Below are 17,995 nucleotides of genomic sequence, written 5' to 3'. Positions count from 1 at the left end.
GTGCTTCCTCTCCATGCCTGCCGAAAGATATTGCGCCGAAAGGGAAAGACCGGGCTCAGGAGCTGGAGACCTCGGAACGGGCCTGCAGATCGCGCACCAGAGTCGCGACGGTCCGGATGCTGGTGAAGTTCTCCGGGCTGAAGTCGGTGTCGGAAACGGTCACGCCGAACTTGTTCTCACACTGCACACGCAGTTCGACGAAACCCAGCGAGTCCAGACCGAACTCGCTGCGCAGGCCGTCGTCCACGCTCATTCGCTCGGGCGGTACTTCGACAAACAGATCGGTGATCAGGACGGAACGGATGGCCGACTCGATGTCGTCGATGATGACTCCTCGGGACGTCAGCTCGTCCCCAGCGGCACTGCCTGACCCGCCGGGTGCGACGCGGTGTGGGCAAACTGCTCGATCTTGCTCGGCACTCATTTGATAGTGATCGGAAGGCGACTGCTGCAACCAAAGGTGAACGGATCAAGATCGGGTCGTGAACAACGTCCTCGATCAGCCTGCTGTGTCGGCCGGACGGGTTAGCCGGTTACGACGTTGCTGGAGCCGTGTGCGTGCCGGGATCCGTTCCGCCGCAACCGGTTGCGCGGCCGGGTGTTGATCCTGTCGGAGGTAAGTGGCGAGTAATCGGACTGTGGGGTTGGCGAAGAGCACGACCGAGGAGACCGGCCGCCCGAGAGCATCGGCGAGCCGTTCCTGCACCTGGCCCAGCAGCAACGAATGGCCGCCGATGTCGAAGAAACTCTCGTCCAGGCCTACATTTCCAACGCCCAGCACCTCGCGCCAGATGGTCTGTACCAGCTCCTCCATGGTTGCCGGTGGTGTGCTCACTACGGCCGCTCTCGGTGTAGCCGGCGGTATTGGCAGTGCGCTCGCGTCGATCTTGCCGCTGAGAGTGACAGGCATGCTCGTGAGCAGGACGTAAGCATCCGGCAGCATCACGGACGGCAGGCTCCTGACGAGGTGCCTGCGCAGGTCAGGCACCTCAACACCGTTGACATCATTGAGAACCGCGTAGGCCACCAGCCGTTTTCCGGATGAGTGATCATCGACGGCGCGCACATGCGCCTGGCGTACGGCCGGATGTGTGGACAGTGCAGCGCTGATCGCGGCAGGCTCGATGCGGTGCCCGCGAACCTTCACCTGCTCGTCATTCCGGCCGACAAAGACGAGACCTTCTCGCTCCGCGCGCACCAGATCACCGCTGCGGTACGCCCGTGACCAGCCGAGCGCGGGTATTGGTACATACCTTCCGGCTTCGTTCGAGGGGTCCAGATATCGGGCCACGCCTACGCCTCCGATCACCAGTTCGCCGACCTCGCCCCAGCGGACCGGCGCGCCGTCCTCGTTGACGACCGCGAGTTGCCACCCGTCGAGTGGTAAGCCGATCCGTACGATTTCTCCCCGGACGAACTGCCATCCGCACGCGACCACGGCTGTCTCCGTTGGCCCGTAGGTGTTCCACACCTCCCGATCGGCGTGCAGGAACCGAGTGGCGAGTTCTGGCGGGCAATTCTCCCCGCCGAGGATCAGCAACCGCACGCCCGGCAGTGCATCGGCTGGCCAGAGCGCTGCGAGCGTCGGCACCGTCGAGACCACTGTGACGCCACGCTCGTTCAGCCACGGGCAGAGTTCGGCGCCGGACCTGACCAGGATTCGCGGCGCGGGTACGAGACAGGCTCCACTGCGCCAGGCAAGCCACATCTCCTCGCAGGACGCGTCGAAGGCCACGGAGAACCCGGCGAGTATCCGGTCACCTGGGCGGAGTGGACTATCCGGCAAGAACATTCGCGTTTCGGCATCGGCCAGTGCTGCAGCGGATCGGTGGGTGACCGCAACGCCTTTGGGGCGTCCGGTTGTGCCCGAAGTGAAGATGATCCATGCGTCGTCATCAGGCGTTGGGCGCCGATGTGTACCACACGCGGGCACTTTCGCCCGAAGCCGTAGCTCCTGCCCTGCTTCGAGGATGGCACATACTCCCGCTTGTTCCCACACCATCTCGGCGCGCTCGTCGGGATCGTCCACGTCAACCGGGACGTACGCTGCCCCGGAGGCGAGTATTGCCAGTATTGCCAGATAGATGTCGGCGGTTCCGGAAGGCATGCGCACGCCGACCCGATCGCCGACGCCGATACCGGCCGTGCGAAGGTGAGCGCGTGTGAGTTCGACTTCTTGCGCCAGCGCGGCATACGTCAGAACCGTCTTGCCGTCGTCGATCGCGGGGGAGTTTGGATGCGCGTGAATTGTCGCGTCAAGAACGTCGAGCAACGTACGCTCGGGTGGAGCGGGACGTGCTGGCAGCACGGCAAAGAGATTGTCCATTGTGGCCCCAAACCGATGGGAAAGCATGCGTCAGGCGGAAAACCGGCCGCTGACAGGAGAGCCGTTTTCCCCTGTGCTGTCAAGGTGAACAGGACGGGTCACCGGCAGGCAAGGTCATGTTCACCGAACGTCTGCCCGTCGTCCGCTCCGCCCGTCACTTCCGGCCGGTTAGCGTCGTGACTCACGATGACGAACGTCGATGAGAACTTCCAGGACGAAGACGAGAGCGGCTATGTGGCCGTCATCGGGATGGCCGGCCGGTTCCCAGGTGCCCGAAGTGTTGACGAGTTCTGGCGGAATCTGCTACAGGGCAAGGAAACCATTGAACGGGCCGAGGCTGTCGAGGCTGGATACGTTCCGGCGTATGGAGTACTGAACGGCGCCGATGAGTTCGATGCGGAGTTCTTCGGCTACACGGCCGAAGAGGCGTTGATCATCGACCCGCAACAGCGGCTGCTGCTGGAATGTGCCCATGAAGCACTGGAACGTGCCGGGCACGGCGGCCCGCAACGCCCGATGACGGGCATCTTCGTCGGAGGGGCCAGCACAGACCACGCCACCCGCCTACGGCACAAGTCCGTAGCGGAAAGCCAGATACGCCTGGGCAACGACCTCGACTACCTCGGCAGTCGGGTCGCCTACAAACTGGGCCTCACCGGTCCGGCAATGTCTGTGCTGACTGCTTGTTCGTCGTCGCTTGTCGCTGTGCACGTCGCCATTCAGTCCCTACTCGCCGGTGACTGCGCTATGGCTCTCGCAGGTGGCACGAGCGTTCTCGCCGGCATGCCCGTGCTGCGCCACGATCCTGGCGGGATCTTCTCGAGGGACGGGCATTGCCGACCCTTCGATGCGGCTGGTGACGGCACGGTCGGAGCCAGCGCGGTAGGCCTCGTTGTGCTTCGGCCTCTTGCGGATGCGCGTGCCGAGGGCGATCACATCCATGCCGTCATTCGCGGAACGGCTGTGAACAACGACGGCCGCAACAAGATCGGATTCGCCGCGCCAAGCGTGGCCGGTCAGGCAGAAGCTGTTCGTGCAGCCCATTTGGTGGCCGGGACAAGTGCCGACGAGATCGGCTACGTGGAGACACACGGCACCGCGACAGCGTTGGGCGATCCCATCGAGGTCGCGGCCCTGACGCAGGCATTCCAGGCAAGCACCGGACGCACCGCGTACTGCCGGATCGGCTCGGTCAAGTCGAACATCGGGCACGCCGACGCGGCGGCCGGAGTCGCCGGGCTGATCAAAACCGTACTGAGTGTCGAGCACGGCGTGCTTCCGGCCACTTTGCACTACACCCAGCCGAACCCGGAGATCGACTTCGGCTCGTCGCCGTTCGAAGTCAACACTCACACGCAGCCGTGGGCTACCGCAGGACGTCCCCGGATCGCCGGGGTCAACGCGATCGGCATCGGTGGTACCAACGCGCACGCCGTGATCGCGCAGGCCCCACCTCCGTCCCCGACCACGCCGGGGCAGCCGCATCAACTCCTGGTGCTGTCAGCGAGAACCGACGACGCCCTTGAGCGTGCGGTGTGGCAACTGGCTGAGCACTTGGCTGATCACCCCGACACGGATCTCGCCGACGTGGCGTGGACGTTGCAGACCGGACGGACACACCACGCCAAGCGCCGGTTCTTCGTGGCCTCGGATACGGCCGAGGCCGTCGCCGCGCTGCGCGGCGACGGCCCTGGCCAGACGTATCCCAGCAGTGCGATAGAGACAGGCGAGTTGTGGGTGTCCGGAGCTGAAGTGGACTTCGAAGCCCTGCACACGGGCGGTCGGCGCCGACGGACGTCGTTGCCGACCTACCCGTTCGAGCGGCAGCGCTACTTCGTTGCGGCCTCAGCACTTTCGTAGTCCCGCAACCGCCGTATCGGTGAGAAGAGCGGGGGAATGAACGACAGCACATTGAGGGCCGCGGCCATCCAGAACACTCCCGGCAGCCCGACCGAATCCACCAGCAGACCGCCACCGGCCGCACCAAGGGGGATCACACCCCATGTGGCGAACCGGAAAACGGAGTTCATCCGGCCGAGCAGGTGCGACGGCGTCACCGCCTGGCACAGGCTGACCTGCAGAACGTTGAAGATGTAGGCACCCAGGAACACCACAAAAAGCCCGAATCCGAAGGATACCGGCCCGATCGACATCGGCAGGGCGATCGATCCGCCGGTGAACAGCACGATCGCGACCATGAAGGCCGTCCCGGTGCCGAACCGCCGCGCGAACGGTTCCGCCACCAACGCCCCGAGTATGCCACCGCCGTTGCCGATCGCCAGTACGACGCCGATCACTGCAGGGGTCATGAGCAGCTCGTTCGCCGCGTAGACCACCTGCAGTGCAAGCACTGCGGCGAACGCGAGTTCAGCCAGGGTCGCGCAGAGTAGCAGCGGCCGGATCAGCGGGTGGCCGAAGACGAATCGCAGACCTTCCTTGATTTCGCGGCGCAGGTTGAGCCGCTCGGCCGGGGGCGCCGCGCGGGGCTTGCCCTTGATGAACAGCACGAAATAGGCAGAGGCCAGGTAGGTGATCGCGTCCGCGAGGATCGCCAGGGGAGCGGTGAGCACCTGGACGAGGAAGCCACCGACTCCGGGACCGCCGATCTGGGCCACCGAGCGCGACAGCTCAAGCTTGCCGTTCGCGTCGACAAGCCTGTTCTCCTCCACCAGATCGGGCAGAATGGACAGCTGGGCCACGTCGAAGAACAAGGTCCCCAGCCCGATGCAGAACGCCACGCCGTACAGCAGCGGCATGCTGAGCTGATCGGTCCACAAGGCGACCGGCACGGCCAGCAAGGCCACTGACCGCCCCACGTCGGCGACGACCATCACCGTCCGCAGGGGCAGCCGTTCGACCCAGACCCCCACAGGCAGGCCGACCAGCACGATCGGCACGTACTCCACCGCCCACAGCAGGCCGATCTCAAAAGGTGAGGCGTCCAGGAAGAACAACCCCACCAACGGCAGTGCGAGCAACGTGACGCTCGTGCCGAACAGGGTGACTGTCTGAGACAACCAGAGATTGCGGAATCCGGCCACCCGCCACAGACTCTCGCGCAGGCCGGGCATCACCGGGCAAGCCTGTCGTCGATCTTTGCTGACATCGGGAAGGGCATCCTCTCGCCGGCGGCCGGGGCAGATTTCCCAGCCGGGATCGAACAAGGATCACGGGGTCAGCGGCCCCGGTCTGGCGCGTCACGCCCGACGCGGACATCGGTACCGTGGACTCCGAGTCCACCACGCGAAGGCTGCTCCCAACCGAACCCCGGGAAGAACATTCGATGATCACAACGTGTACAGATGCGGAGCAGGAGCACAGAGTCCGATATGGACAATCGAGAGCCGGGGACCAGTGGGCGAGGGCTCTGCACAACTTGTATCTGGTCACTCTTGCTGTCGCACTCGTTGCGACTGTGGTGTCTTTTCCGGTTGGAGTGGACTGGGTTGTCGCGGGCGTCGCCGCTGTTGTGCTTGGGGTTGTGGATGTGGCTGTGCGGCCTTCGGTCGGCTACTTCCTGGTTGCCGGGGTGATTGTGGGTGTGCTGACGGCTGTGTTCCCGATGTTCGCGGCGGTGGGGTTCGGGCTGCTTCCGTTGGTGTTCGTACAGTTGCCGCGTTGGGGTGCGGTATTGGTCGGAGTGGTCACGACCGGTTCGCCGTATGTCGTGCAGCCGTTGGTACGGACGCTGATGGCGGGCGCCGGTTGGGAGCGTGAGCCGGTCATCAGGCTGGGGCCGGCGTACTTTGTGCTGGTCGGGGTTGCCTTGCCGGTGTTGACCGGTCTTTTCACAGCCGGTGCGGTGCAGGCACTGCGTCGGCAGAGCCGGTACCGGCAGGCGTTGCTTGACCAGTTGTCGGCCACACGGGCGGAACTCGCGAACGCGTCGAGGCTTGCCGGGCAGGCTGAAGAGCGTCAACGGCTGGCTCACGAGTTGCATGACACGCTCGCGCAAGGACTGTCCGGGGTGCTACTCCAGTTGGAAGCGGCTGAGCAGCACCTTGATGGAGACTCGGCACGGCTTGTCGTGCGGGCTAGGGAAATCGCTGGTTCCTGCCTGGTGGACACACGGCGGGCGGTGGCGGCGCTGCGTCCGGAGCCGTTGGACAAGGCGGCTCTTGCCGATGCGGTGCGGCAATTGTGTGTTCAGTGGGCTGAACTGACCGGTATCCCAGCTGACTGTGCTGTGCAGGGGCCGGTCCGCCGCTTTCGTCCGCAGGTTGAGGTGGTCGCGTTGCGAGTCGTTCAGGAGGCTCTGACCAATGCGCGCAAACACGCTGCCTCCAGCGGGTTGACCGTCACTGTCGAGTATGGCACGCAGATGCGTTTGGTGGTGCGTGACGACGGCTGTGGATTCGATCCGGCCATCGTCACGAGTGGGTTCGGCCTGGCCACCATGCGGGAACGTGTCGCGTCGATCGGTGGCACCCTGTCGGTCAGCAGTGTGATCGGTACTGGCACCACTGTTACCGCGACCTTGCCTGACGTATCCACCGGAGACAGCCTGTGACAGATCCGATCCGCATCCTGCTCGTCGACGATCACGCAGTGATCCGCGATGGGATCTCCGCGATGCTTGCCCCGCACGACGACCTCTGTGTTGTAGGAGAGGCTGCGGACGGCGCCACAGCAGTGAGGCTTGCCGCGCAACTGCTTCCGGACGTCGTACTGATGGATCTGCGCATGCCCGACGAGGACGGCGCCCGCGCAACGGCCCAGATCACTGCACTGTCGCCGCCCCCACGTGTGCTCGTCCTGACGATGTACGACTCCGACGCCGACATCATCCGGGCTATTGCGGCCGGTGCGATCGGATATCTGTTGAAGGACACTCCGCGCCGGGAACTTCTCGACGCGATCCGTGCCGCTGCCGCGGGCAATTCCGTGCTGACTCCTTCAGTGGCCACGAAACTGGTACGTCAGCAGCACAGTTCCCGGCCAGAACTGTCCACTCGTGAGTGCCAGGTGCTTGTTCTGGTGGCCGAAGGCGCTACCAACAAGGACATCGCCGAAGCGCTCGGCGTCTCGCAGGCCACGGTCAAGACCTACCTCACCCGCATCTTCACCAAGCTCGACGTCGCCGACCGCACCGCCGCCGTGACCGCTGCCCTGGCCCAGCAGCTGATCTCACTCGACCGCTGTCGTCCGGATGGCTGACACAGGGTGTCGACTTTCGCCCGTCGCGGGGTGCTCCTGGGCTCGGCGACGCTGTGGCGCATGACATCGATGCCACGACGTGCCCTGCTCAGCGGCGCGATGGCGGTCGCCGCGACCGCCGGTCTCAGCACGGCCCGAGCCGACGGCGCGCCACAGGGCAGGCCTTGCGACGCGGTGGAAGGGCTGCTGCGGCTTTTCGCCACCACGCCGGTGGTCGCGTTGAACGAAGGCGCGCACCACCTTCAGGACTGCTGGGACTTCCTGGCCGCGGTGATGTTCCATCCTGGCTTCCGCGAGGTCGGCGCGATCGTCATCGAACTGGGCAACTCCCGCCACCAGAACGTCGCCGACGACTTCGTCAACGGCGGGATCGTGCGCAAGTCCACCCTGCAGAAGATCTGGCGCGACACCACCCAGAGCCCGTTCGCCACCGGTGACATCCCGGTGATCTTCCGGCTGCTCAGCCTGGCCCGGACGATCAACCTGCACACGCGGCGGGCGAACCCGCTGCGGGTGCTGCTGGCCGACCCGCCCATCGACTGGACCCAGATCCGCAACCGTGACGACCACGGGCGCCTGCTGTCCCAACGCGACGACAGCTGGACCGAGGTGATCACCCGCGAAGTCCTTGCCAGACAACAGCGTTGCCTCACCATCGGCGGAGGCCTGCATTTCTTCCGTAACCTGCCTTTCCTGGGCACAGTCCCGCCCGGAACTCCGCTACCGAGTCACAAGAACGTTTCAGCCCTGATCGAACAGAAACATCCAGGCTCGGTAAGCGTCGTACATACTCACGCAATAGTCGCCCGGGACAAAATCGCTCAGGTCGAACACCATCTGAACGGCTGGGCCCGGCCCAGTATCGCCGCCACCGCCCGCACTTCATATGGGACGGTTGCCGCGGCGGACATCATGAGTGATCTGCCACCTGAGATCCGCCAGCGGTTCGGCAGCCTGACCGTCGCCGACCTCGCCGATCACGTCCTGTTCCTCGGCCGGCGCAGCGAACTCACCGCCGCCGTCACCGACTGGGAAGTCTTCTACGAGCCCACCTACTGGGCCGAACTGAACCGCCGCAAGGCCCTCATCGAGTTTCCCCGCGATCTCGATCAGCTGCGGCAGGAGGAGAATCCGGCCATGTTCTAGAAGGCCATGCTCTGGAAAGGCCTCACCTGGCGACCTCGGCCGGGATCGCGGGGACGCTGGCGGACACGGCGGTGCCGCCGCCTGGCTCGGACTCGACCGCCAGTGCGCCCGCGAGCCGGGATACTCGCTGCCGCATGGTCATCAGGCCGTATCCGTCGGACTTCACCACCTCGGGATCGAATCCGACGCCGTCGTCGCGCACGTCCAACGTGACCAGATCCTCCATATAGGACAGCGTGAGGCCCACGCGTGAAGCCCGTGCGTGCTTGGCCACGTTCGCCAACGCCTCCTGTGCGGTGCGCAGCAGGGCCACCTCGACTTCGGGGTGCATCGGCCTTGCCGTGCCCGTGGTGGTCAACTCGACCTGGACATCTCCCGTGCGCGCCCACCCGTTGACCACCTCGGCCAACGCCTCTGGCAGTGCCGCGTTCTCCAACTGCGCTGGGCGCAACGCGTGTACCGATCGCCGGGCCTCAGTCAGGTTCTCGCGTGCCAGCCGGGCGGCTGTCCCGACGTGTGTGCGCCAGTCTTCTGACTGTTCAGCGGCCTGCAACTGGGTGATGATGGCGGTGAAGCCCTGCGCCAGGGTGTCGTGGATTTCGCGGGCCATTCGTCGCCGTTCGTCCAGTACGCCCGCTTCGCGTGCCTGGATCAGCAACTGCGCTTGCAGGCTGGCGTTCTCGTCCATCGCAGCGGCGAGCTGGTCCACCATCTGTTTGCGCTTGAGGCTCTGCTGGGCCGCGTTGTAGCTGAGGAACGTGATCGCGCAGGCGAGTGTCACGACGAACACCACCACGGCGACATAGATCGCGATGGACTCGATGTTCGCGGACGGGAACCCGCCGACCAACGAAGTGGCCGCGAGAACACCGGTCACTGAGACACCGACGAACTTCCATCGGCCCGGTAGCACCTCGATGGCGTAGATGTAGCCCGCGTAGGAGAAGAAGCCGAACATCGAGTTCCGCAGTCCGAGTACGGCGAAGAAGACGAGCACACCGACCACGAAGACGGCCATCAGTCCGCGCCGTTCCCGCCAGCCCGGGTGCAGCGTGAACCACCACAGCATCCACAGGCCTGCCAGCATGGCGATCCCCAGGTTCACCAGTTTGGCCGGCTGTGGGTCGTCCGTCGTGCCCAGATAGAGCCCGGTTGCGACAAACAGGACGAAGTAGGGGACCGCTGTGGCTGCGGAGGCCAACCTGCGCTGCCACCCGTTCACGCATTACTCCCCTCGGAAGGTCCTGGTCGCGACGGTACCCTCGGGCGGCGCGATCAGCGCGGTGATCGACAGGCGGGTCCGGTCACTCGGATGGCGGCAATCCGCAGGCCTGTGCTCCTCGAACACCTCGCGAGGGGATATCCGATCGAAACCGTCGTTTCCGACGATCGGTTCGGAATTTTCAGTAGGATGCCGCGCAGGTCGGGAGAGGGGCTCAGCACAGTGCGACTTGAGCTTGCCCAAGTGATACGACGGGTTTTCGGCAGGCGCGGGTCGGCGAGTTTCGGTGCCGCGTCGTTGGGAGTGGTGCTGCTGGCCGGTGCCGCGCTGGGAAACGGCCTGGCCAGGACCGCAGTGGACGTGACCGACGGCCTGACGTGGCTGCCGGACAACCCGCGCGGTGAAGTGGTCCAGATCAATCCGAGTTCCGGCCGTCCGGAGACCCGATTACAGGTCAGCGGCGGCGACGCGCAGCTTGAGATCACCCAGAAGGACGGCCTGCTGGTCGTGCTCGACCGGCGGACCGGCCAGATCACCAGCATCGATCTCGCCACCCTGCTGGCCGGCGGTCGCCGCCAGACTGTGCCCGGCACAAGCAAAGTGCTGATCTCCGAAGGCCGGGTCTACGTCGTCGACCGAGCGGCCGGGACAGTGCACAACGCCGAGCCGGTGTCGCTCGTGGACGTCGGTGAGCCGTGGCGGGCCGGAAAACCGCTGGCAGACGCGGTTGTCGACGAGAAAGCCGTGCTCTGGGCGGTGGACCAGGACGGTGTCCTGCACGCGCTCGAGTGGTCGGACGCGGAGTCCCGGTTCGTCGAACGCTCGGCGCGCCAGATCGTCGGTGCCGGCCCACGGACAGTCCTTGTGCCGCACCAGAACGGCGTTACGTTGCTGGACCTCGGCAGTGGCGTGATCGTCCAGACGGGTACCGGACGGGACGTCAACGCCTCCATGCTGCAGCTGCCAGGCGAAGCCCTTGGCGCGCAGACCAGCCCGGCCGGGCTCGTCCCGGCTTCGGTGCCAGGCGAGTCGATCGTGGTCATCGTGGCCGGTGATTCGGTCTTCCAGGTGGATGTCGGCGCGTTGGGCTGTGCCCGGCCCGGTCGCCCGGTTGTCTTCCGGGACAAGGTGTACGTCCCTTGCCTGGGCGAAAGCCGTGTCATCCTGCTCGACCGTTCCGGCGGCCGGGCGGGTCCCGACGTGCGTACTCCCGGAAACGGTGACCCCGAGATCGTCGTCGACGACGGCCAGCTGCTCATCAACGCGCCAGGCGGTGAGCAGGGCGTGCTTGTCGACTCCGAAGGCAACACCAGCCAGATCACCGTGCGCGACCCGGATCTGCCTGTGGTGAACCCGGATCGGCCACCCGCGCCGCCGGAAGTCCCGGCGCCGCCGCCACCTCGCCCGCCGCGCGAAGACCCTGGGCGGCAGCCGGGACGTGGCCCAGGCACACCGCCGGGAACGCCGCCTGGACAACCGAGTTCGCCCTCCACTCCATCAGAACCACCGCCGCCACCACCTCCGTCCGGTCCGGCGCTGTCGGACAAGACACCCTCGGCACCGACCGGTGTCTCGGTCGTGCTGCAGAACCGGAGCGCGAGCGAGGTGACGGTGACAGTCAGCTGGGGTCCGGCGATGGACAACGGCGACCAGATCACCGGTTACGCGGTCGTGGCGAACTTCCCCGGCGGCAGCCGGAACGCGCAGACGACGGCCGTCTCTACGCAACTCACTGTGCCTTGCAGCAGCGGCACTCTGTGTGCGGGCGGACGGCTTGACGTCTCGGTCACGGCGACCAACAGCGTGGGAACCGGGCCTGCGGGCACCGGTTCGCTGAACGTTCCGCCTCCGCAGCAGGGAAACAACCCTCCGCCTCCCCCTCCGCCCCCGCCGTCGGAGACACCACCTCCACCGCCTCCTCCGCCACCACCCCCTCCTCCGCCACCACCCCCTCCTCCACCACCTCCACCACCGCCGCCTCCCCCTCCACCACCACCACCGCCTCCTCCGTCGATGCCAACGGCAGGCGCGACTGTGATCACCACCGTCGCGAGGGTCAGTGTGTTGAGCAGGCGGTTGACGTTGAGCCCACCGGCGGACTGGGCCGGCCACAACGGGACGTGCGAGGTCGTGAACATGACCTACGCGTACCGGTACCCGATCGCTTGCTCCGCGACCACGGTCAACGTCGACGTCGACACCGGCAACAACCGGTTCGTCGTCCGGGCGTACGCCAGCGACGGCAGCCGGTCGGTGGATTCCGCGCCCAAGGTGGTGACCGTGCGGGAACCGACTTGCGGGAAGGTGCAGTGTTTCCGGTCGGAGGCATCCGCCCAGACCGGGTTCGGAGCGGGTGACGCCGGGATCGGCCTGCTGGTCGCGGCCGGTGTGCTGGCTCTGCGCGATCGGCGCCGCGACAAGGAAAGCAGGACCAAGTGACGGCGATGACCAGCGCGCCGGTCGGGGAACACGAGATCGCCGCGTTCCGGCTGCTGCACTCACAGGTGGCCGACGCCGTGGAAACCGCGTTGCTCGGCAAGCGGGACGTGATCGACCTGGTGCTCGTGGCGATGTTCGCGGGCGGGCACGTCCTGCTGGAGGACGTGCCCGGAACCGGGAAGACGACGCTGGCACGGGCGGTCGCGAACGCGCTCGGCGGCCAGTCGCGGCGCGTGCAGTTCACCCCGGATCTGCTTCCGTCGGACGTCACCGGCACGTCGGTGTACGACCCGCGCAGCGGCGAGGTCCGGTTCCGGCCCGGACCGGTGTTCGCCAACGTAGTGCTGGCCGACGAGATCAACCGTGCAGCGGCCAAGACCCAGTCCGCCCTGCTGGAAGTGATGGAGGAGCGCACCGTCACGGTCGACGGTGTGGGGCACCCGGTCGGCGAGCCGTTTCTTGTTGTGGCCACACAGAACCCGATCGACCTCGACGGCACGTATCGGCTGCCGGAGGCTCAGCTGGACCGGTTCATGCTCCGCACGTCCATCGGATATCCCGAGCGGCAGCACGAGCTGAACGTGCTACGGCCGGGCAGCCCCGCTGGGCGAATCGTCCAGGTGCCGGCGGTGACGAGCCCGCAAATGGTGGCGCAGTACAGTCATTTACTCGCCAACCTGCATGTCGCAGAGCCGATCCTGACCTATATCAGCGAAATCGGTGCGGCGACGAGAGCGTCCGACCGGCTGAGGCTGGGCGCGAGCACCCGTGGGCTGCGTGCGCTCGTCCGGTGTGTGCAGGTCTACGCCGCCGCGCAGGGCAGGCATTTTGTTGTGCCCAGCGATGTCCAGCGGCTGACCGGGCCGGTGCTCGCCCACCGGCTGGTGCTCACCAGGGAGGCTTTACTCGCCGGTGCCACCAGTGAGGAAGTGCTCAGCGCCGCCGTGCAGAGCGTTCCGGTTCCGCGGCCGGGCCCGTGAAGTCCGGCAAAGTCCGGCTCACCCTGCGTGGCGCCGGGACGCTCGTGCTCGGGATCCTGTTGACAGGACTGGGAATCTGGTGGCGCTATCCCGGCTTGACCGGGTTCGGGGCGGCGCTGACGGGGCTGGCTGTGGCCGGGTTCGTCTCGGTGCTCCGGTCTGTGCCGGTCGAGGCCCAGCGGGACGTGCATCCGCGTACCGTGCACCGCCGCAGCGTGTGCACCGGCACGCTGGAGCTGGCGAGTGTGAGCCGGCGGTTCCCGGTGCATCTGGACGCGACCGACCGGATCGCTGACGAGCCGGTCGTGGTCGACGTGCCGCCGCTGGGGCCGGGGGAGCGGACCAGCGTCGACTACCGGATCCCGACCGAACGCCGGGGAGTATTCCCGGTAGGGTCGCTAACCTTGCGGCGCAAGGGTTTTCTGGGCATGGCCGATTCCCGGACGGTGCTCGACGACACTATCGAGGTACGTGTGGTCCCGCGAGTGCTTCCAGTTCGCGGTGTGCCCGCAGGTGTACGTCGCGGGCATATCGGCGCGGACGAACGCGTCGAGCACGGCGGCACGGACCTGGTAGGGCTACGGGAATACGTACCCGGTGACGACCTGCGCAGGTTGCACTGGGCCACAAGCGCGCGGGCCGGAGCGCTGATGGTCCGTGAGGATGCCGATCCGGGACGCCCGCACCTGGCCGTGATCCTGGACGACCGGCCGGGCGGTCACTCTGAGCCGCAGGGTTTCGAGGACGCGGTGGAGCTGGCAGCTTCCCTGCTCAGCGCCGGAATGGTGGCCGGGCACCCGGTTCGCCTGATGGCCACCTCGGGCGCGGCCGACCTCGAAGTCCCCGCCGGGGTGATCGAAGCCGGAGGCGCGGACGCCGACATGGTCATGGCCGTGCTCGCCGACTTGCAACCTGTTGATGAATCGGCGAACGCGCCCAGCCAGCTGCCCGCTCGCGACCTTGATGTCGTCGCCGTGGTGTGCGGTGCGAACGCGGACCTGGCGCCGTTGCTTCTCGATGCCGGGCGCGCTTCTGTTGGCGTTGTGCTGGTTGTGGATCCGAACGTGCAGGACATGTCCGCGATGGGCTCTGCGCTTGTTCTTCGTGCGCCCAGGGTCGAAGAACTCATCCAGGCGTGGGACACGGTGGTGGCCCGGTGAGCGCGCTACGCGTCGGCTGGTCTGTCGCGATCCTGGCCATCGGTGCGGTGCAGCTCGCGCGCGGGTGGGCGGGCATCGTTGCGGTCGCTGTGTTCCTGGCCGCGATCGTGATCACTTACGGCCTGGTGTTCACTGGCAGGAAGCTGGGTTTCGGGGCTGGGTACACAGTCCTCATTGTACTGTCACTCGCAGTCGCCGGTGCGTACTTCGCCGCGGGTAGCGTTGTGTCGCCGACCGATCCTACCGAGAAGCTCAGCGTGCTGGACACGTTGACCGGCACTGTGCCACGGCTGCTTTCCATGGCTCGCCCTGCACCAGCGACTGCGATGTTGCTGATCCCAGGCGTGTTACTGGTGATCGTCGTGTCGCTGGTCGCTGCCATGTCATTGCGCGGACGTGCACTGCTGGCTCCCGCAGGTGGCGCCGCTGTCCTTTACACGGCCGCGGCGCTGCTCACGGCGGGGCAGGCGGACCGGACCGGGCTCGTGGCCGTGGTTCTGGTGGCCCTGACCGGGCTCGGCTGGCTGATCATCGACCGGCCCAGGACAGGGCGGCGCTATCTGGTGCTGCCTGCCATGCTGCTCGTCGTCCTGGCCGGGCTCACCACGATTGCCACGATTCTGCCTGCTGCCAACGCCTTCGATCCGCGTCGGCTGGTCAAGCCGCCGGTCACCGAACTGAGTGTGGCCAGCCCGCTGCCCAAACTGACGTCCTGGGCGGCGGCGAGCGGCGCCGAGCTTTTCCGCGTGCGCGGCCCGGAAGTGCCATTGCGGCTGGTCACGTTGTCCGACTACAACGGGGCGTCATGGCGGGCCGCGTCGCTCTACGGCCCGATCGGCGCGGTCGCCCCGCCAGATCTGCCGGACGGCGGGCAGACCTCGAGCTCTGACATCGAGATCACAGTCGAGAAGCTGACCGGCTCGTGGATGCCGACCGCGGGCCGCCCGTCGGCGACCAACGCCGAAGCCGCCGTGGTCGACCCGGATTCCGGCTCGATGGTGCTGCCCGCGGGCCTGGCCGAGGGCATGCGCTACCGGTTGACATCCACTTTGGACACCCCGGACGACGAAAGTCTGCGCGCCGCGACCGTTCCCTCCGGCCCAGCGGCTCGCCGTTACCTTTCCCTGCCAGGATTGCCCTCCGCGCTCGCCGAGTACGCCCGCAGGACGGTCGCCAACTCGCGCACGCCGTTCGAACGGGCGATCGCGATCGAGGAAGTGGTCCGGGCAGACCGGCGTCCGTCGGCGGACGCACCGGCCGGGTCTTCGTACACCAGGCTGGAATCGTTCCTGTTCGGCACAGGCAGCGTCGGCGCGAACGCGGGCACCGCCGAGCAGTTCGCGTCGGCGTTCGCGGTGCTTGCCCGTGCGGCTGGGTTGCCGTCTCGGGTCGTGGTGGGCTTCCGGCCGGTGCAGGCAGGCCCGGACGGTACGGCGGTGGTGCGGGGGAGCGATGCCACCGCGTGGCCGGAGGTGTACTTCGACAAGTGGGGATGGGTGGCGTTCGACCCGATGGCGGGCGACGCGGCCGGTCCGAGTTCGGCGGCTCGCCGGGACGTCCTCAACCGGCTCGCGGCAATGCCTCCGGCGCCTCCGCCTTCGGCTGTCCCAGGTGCCGTTCCATCGCCACGGCAACCCACAGCTGCGGCTCCCGTCGCTCCGAAGAACGAGCGTTCGTACCTCCTGCTGCTTGGCCTTGTTCCTGTGGTCATGGTGCTTGTGCTCGGAATGATGCGAGCAGGTCGGCGATCCCGGTTGCGTCGAGCCGGAGCGACCGGGGCGTGGGTTTACGTCCTCGACGCTTTGCTGCTGGCCGGCCGTAGTCCGGCGCGTCATGTCACCGCACCGGATGTCGCTCGCGGGCTGGCCGAGCCGGATGCGGTGCGGCTCGCGGAGCTCGCTGACCGGGCCGCGTTCGCTCCTGGGCCACCGCTTGGAGGCGCGGATGCCTGGCGGCTGGCGGTCAAGGTGCGTAGTGGCGTGCGCCGGGAAGTTCCTTGGTACCGCAAGCTGTTCTGGGCATTGGATCCGCGTCCGCTGTGGCGGCGTTAACGGTCGGTGCAAGAACGTTCTGACACGCCGCGTTCGTTGGCCGGATCGTTGAGCCCGATGGCGAGCACCTGGTAACAGTACTGCTTCGTGCCGCGGTCCAGTCCGTCCACAGTGAACGTCCGGGTACCGGCGGCGATGGTCCGCAGCGGCTGCGGTTTCGGCCCGGTCACGTCGAGTACGACGAACTGCGCCTTGCCCCCGGACGGATCTGACCACTGCAGCTTGATCGTGGTCCCGTTGTCCTCCAAGGCAGTGATCTTGGGTGCGAATGCCGGGTCGTTGACCAAAGACGGTGACGGTGCACTAGTCACAGTGGACGGAACAGGCACGGTTGTCGTCGCGGGTGGTGGTGTCGCTGTGCCGGGATCCCGGTTGTTGAGGAACACCGCGGCAACGCCGATCGCACCACCGGCAAGCAAGGCCAGGGCGGTGAAAACCACCGTACGGCCGCGTTTGCGCTTCGGCAGCTGTGGTGCTTCCGGCTGGACCGGCTGGTACACAGTGGGCATGGTCAGCGGCTCGGGGTCCACCGGTTTCGGCGGGTCGAGGCTGAACCACTCCGGCTGGGGAATGTCGGTCGGGGCGACTGTGGGCTGGTCCGGTAACTGGACGGTGATGTCGGAGATCTCGGATGGGCCTTGGGGCAACGAAGGCGTCCAGCCTTGCGTTTCGGTCTTGATCGCGGTGAGCGCCGCCCGGAGTGCCATGGCGTCGGGATACCGTTCGCCGCGTTCCTTGCGCAGGCACCGGGAGATCACCTCGCGGAGCTCCAGCGGAACGTCCTGACGGCGCAACGGTCGCGGCTCGGACGACCGGAGCCTGCCGAGATAGGACAGCATCGTGTCCTCGTCCGGGTTGTCCGACGCGAACGGCGCAACCCCTTCCAGCAGCGTGAACAGCGTCGATCCGAGCGACCACAGGTCATCCACCGCGGCAGGCGTCTGGCCGTCGACCATCTGCGGCGCCGCGTGCCGATAGCTGACCATCTGAAGCGATGTCGTGTGCCCGGCGTCGGCCATCCTGGCGATCCCGAAATCCGCGAGGACATAGGACGTCGGCAGAATGAGAATGTTCTGCGGTTTGACATCCCGGTGCAGGAAGCCTTGTCCGTGCGCGAACGCGAGTGCGTCCGCCACCGCGACACCCACGGCGATCACTTCGCCGACCGGCAACGGACCGTACTCACGCAACCTGTTGTGGAGCGAACCGAGGTCGTAGTACTCCATGACAATGCATGGGCGTCCATCCGGCGCAGTACCGGTGTCCAGCACGGTGACGATGTGCGGATGCTGACGGCCCAGCCGGACCGTGATCTCCAGCTCCCGCCGGAACCTCGCGACCCGCGACGGATCGTCGACGTTGATGACCTTGACCGCCACGAACCGGTCCAGCCCGTCCTGCCTGGCGCGGTAGACCGTTCCCTCGCCGCCCTCGGCCAGCGCCTGGAAATCGCTGTACCCGGGCAGTCGCATGTCGCCGATCGGAGCGGTCTGCGCGGGTTTCGGTGCCCACGC

At 66.7% G+C, this 17,995-nt stretch carries 13 protein-coding genes; 8 read left to right on the top strand and 5 right to left on the bottom strand.

Annotation, left to right across the window (positions count from 1 at the left end):
• Positions 1-55 precede the first annotated feature (55 nt).
• Together amcB and JOF56_RS53715 are read right to left on the bottom strand one after the other, a co-directional pair.
• The gene (gene amcB / locus JOF56_RS53720; RefSeq protein ID WP_209647133.1) at positions 56-424 is read right to left on the bottom strand and encodes a cispentacin biosynthesis acyl carrier protein AmcB; all 369 of its coding nucleotides are present in this window, start codon (positions 422-424) and stop codon (positions 56-58) included.
• Between the two features lie 75 nt (positions 425-499).
• Positions 500-2,308, bottom strand: a complete 1,809-nt coding sequence (locus tag JOF56_RS53715) for a non-ribosomal peptide synthetase (protein WP_209647132.1) — start codon at positions 2,306-2,308, stop codon at positions 500-502.
• A 204-nt stretch (positions 2,309-2,512) separates the two neighbouring features.
• Between JOF56_RS53715 and JOF56_RS53710 the strand changes: the two genes are divergently transcribed.
• Positions 2,513-4,186 (top strand): type I polyketide synthase, encoded by a 1,674-nt coding sequence (locus JOF56_RS53710; RefSeq protein WP_209647131.1) that lies wholly within the window; start codon positions 2,513-2,515, stop codon positions 4,184-4,186.
• Here JOF56_RS53710 and JOF56_RS53705 read toward each other — a convergent pair.
• Complete coding sequence (locus tag JOF56_RS53705) at positions 4,156-5,397, bottom strand: MFS transporter (protein WP_245381139.1); 1,242 nt, start codon at positions 5,395-5,397, stop codon at positions 4,156-4,158. The two genes, JOF56_RS53710 and JOF56_RS53705, sit on opposite strands and share 31 nt — an antisense overlap.
• Before the next feature lie 365 nt (positions 5,398-5,762).
• Between JOF56_RS53705 and JOF56_RS53700 the strand changes: the two genes are divergently transcribed.
• From JOF56_RS53700 to JOF56_RS53690, 3 genes are read left to right on the top strand one after another with little or no spacing between them, the layout of a single operon-like run.
• Positions 5,763-6,836 (top strand): sensor histidine kinase, encoded by a 1,074-nt coding sequence (locus tag JOF56_RS53700; protein WP_209647129.1) that lies wholly within the window; start codon positions 5,763-5,765, stop codon positions 6,834-6,836.
• Positions 6,833-7,483, top strand: a complete 651-nt coding sequence (locus tag JOF56_RS53695) for a response regulator transcription factor (RefSeq protein WP_209647128.1) — start codon at positions 6,833-6,835, stop codon at positions 7,481-7,483. Before JOF56_RS53700 ends, JOF56_RS53695 begins: the two co-directional genes overlap by 4 nt.
• Before the next feature lie 60 nt (positions 7,484-7,543).
• Positions 7,544-8,629: a hypothetical protein gene (locus JOF56_RS53690; protein ID WP_209647127.1), complete on the top strand. Its 1,086-nt coding sequence runs from the start codon at positions 7,544-7,546 to the stop codon at positions 8,627-8,629.
• Positions 8,630-8,651: 22 nt separating this feature from the next.
• Here JOF56_RS53690 and JOF56_RS53685 read toward each other — a convergent pair whose 3' ends face one another.
• Positions 8,652-9,851 carry a sensor histidine kinase gene (locus tag JOF56_RS53685; RefSeq protein WP_209647126.1) on the bottom strand — a complete coding sequence of 400 codons (1,200 nt, stop codon included), beginning with the start codon at positions 9,849-9,851 and terminating at the stop codon, positions 8,652-8,654.
• 243 nt (positions 9,852-10,094) lie between these two features.
• On the opposite strand from JOF56_RS53685, the gene JOF56_RS53680 reads away from it, so the two are divergent.
• The 4 genes from JOF56_RS53680 to JOF56_RS53665 are packed head-to-tail and all read left to right on the top strand — an operon-like array spanning position 10,095 to position 16,481.
• Complete coding sequence (locus tag JOF56_RS53680; protein ID WP_209647125.1) at positions 10,095-12,290, top strand: fibronectin type III domain-containing protein; 2,196 nt, start codon at positions 10,095-10,097, stop codon at positions 12,288-12,290.
• A gap of 5 nt (positions 12,291-12,295) precedes the next feature.
• Positions 12,296-13,270, top strand: coding sequence for an AAA family ATPase (locus tag JOF56_RS53675; RefSeq protein ID WP_209649041.1), 975 nt, complete (start codon positions 12,296-12,298; stop codon positions 13,268-13,270).
• Positions 13,267-14,430: a DUF58 domain-containing protein gene (locus tag JOF56_RS53670; RefSeq protein ID WP_307855695.1), complete on the top strand. Its 1,164-nt coding sequence runs from the start codon at positions 13,267-13,269 to the stop codon at positions 14,428-14,430. The genes JOF56_RS53675 and JOF56_RS53670 overlap by 4 nt, the downstream gene beginning before the upstream one ends.
• Complete coding sequence (locus JOF56_RS53665) at positions 14,427-16,481, top strand: transglutaminase TgpA family protein (RefSeq protein ID WP_209647124.1); 2,055 nt, start codon at positions 14,427-14,429, stop codon at positions 16,479-16,481. The genes JOF56_RS53670 and JOF56_RS53665 overlap by 4 nt, the downstream gene beginning before the upstream one ends.
• Here the strand turns inward: JOF56_RS53665 and JOF56_RS53660 are convergent.
• Complete coding sequence (locus JOF56_RS53660) at positions 16,478-17,953, bottom strand: serine/threonine-protein kinase (protein WP_209647123.1); 1,476 nt, start codon at positions 17,951-17,953, stop codon at positions 16,478-16,480. The genes JOF56_RS53665 and JOF56_RS53660 overlap by 4 nt on opposite strands.
• Positions 17,954-17,995: the final 42 nt, after the last annotated feature.

The organism is Kibdelosporangium banguiense, from assembly GCF_017876405.1.
GTDB classification, from domain to species: domain Bacteria; phylum Actinomycetota; class Actinomycetes; order Mycobacteriales; family Pseudonocardiaceae; genus Kibdelosporangium; species Kibdelosporangium banguiense.
This window is presented reverse-complemented; position numbering and strand designations above follow the sequence as displayed.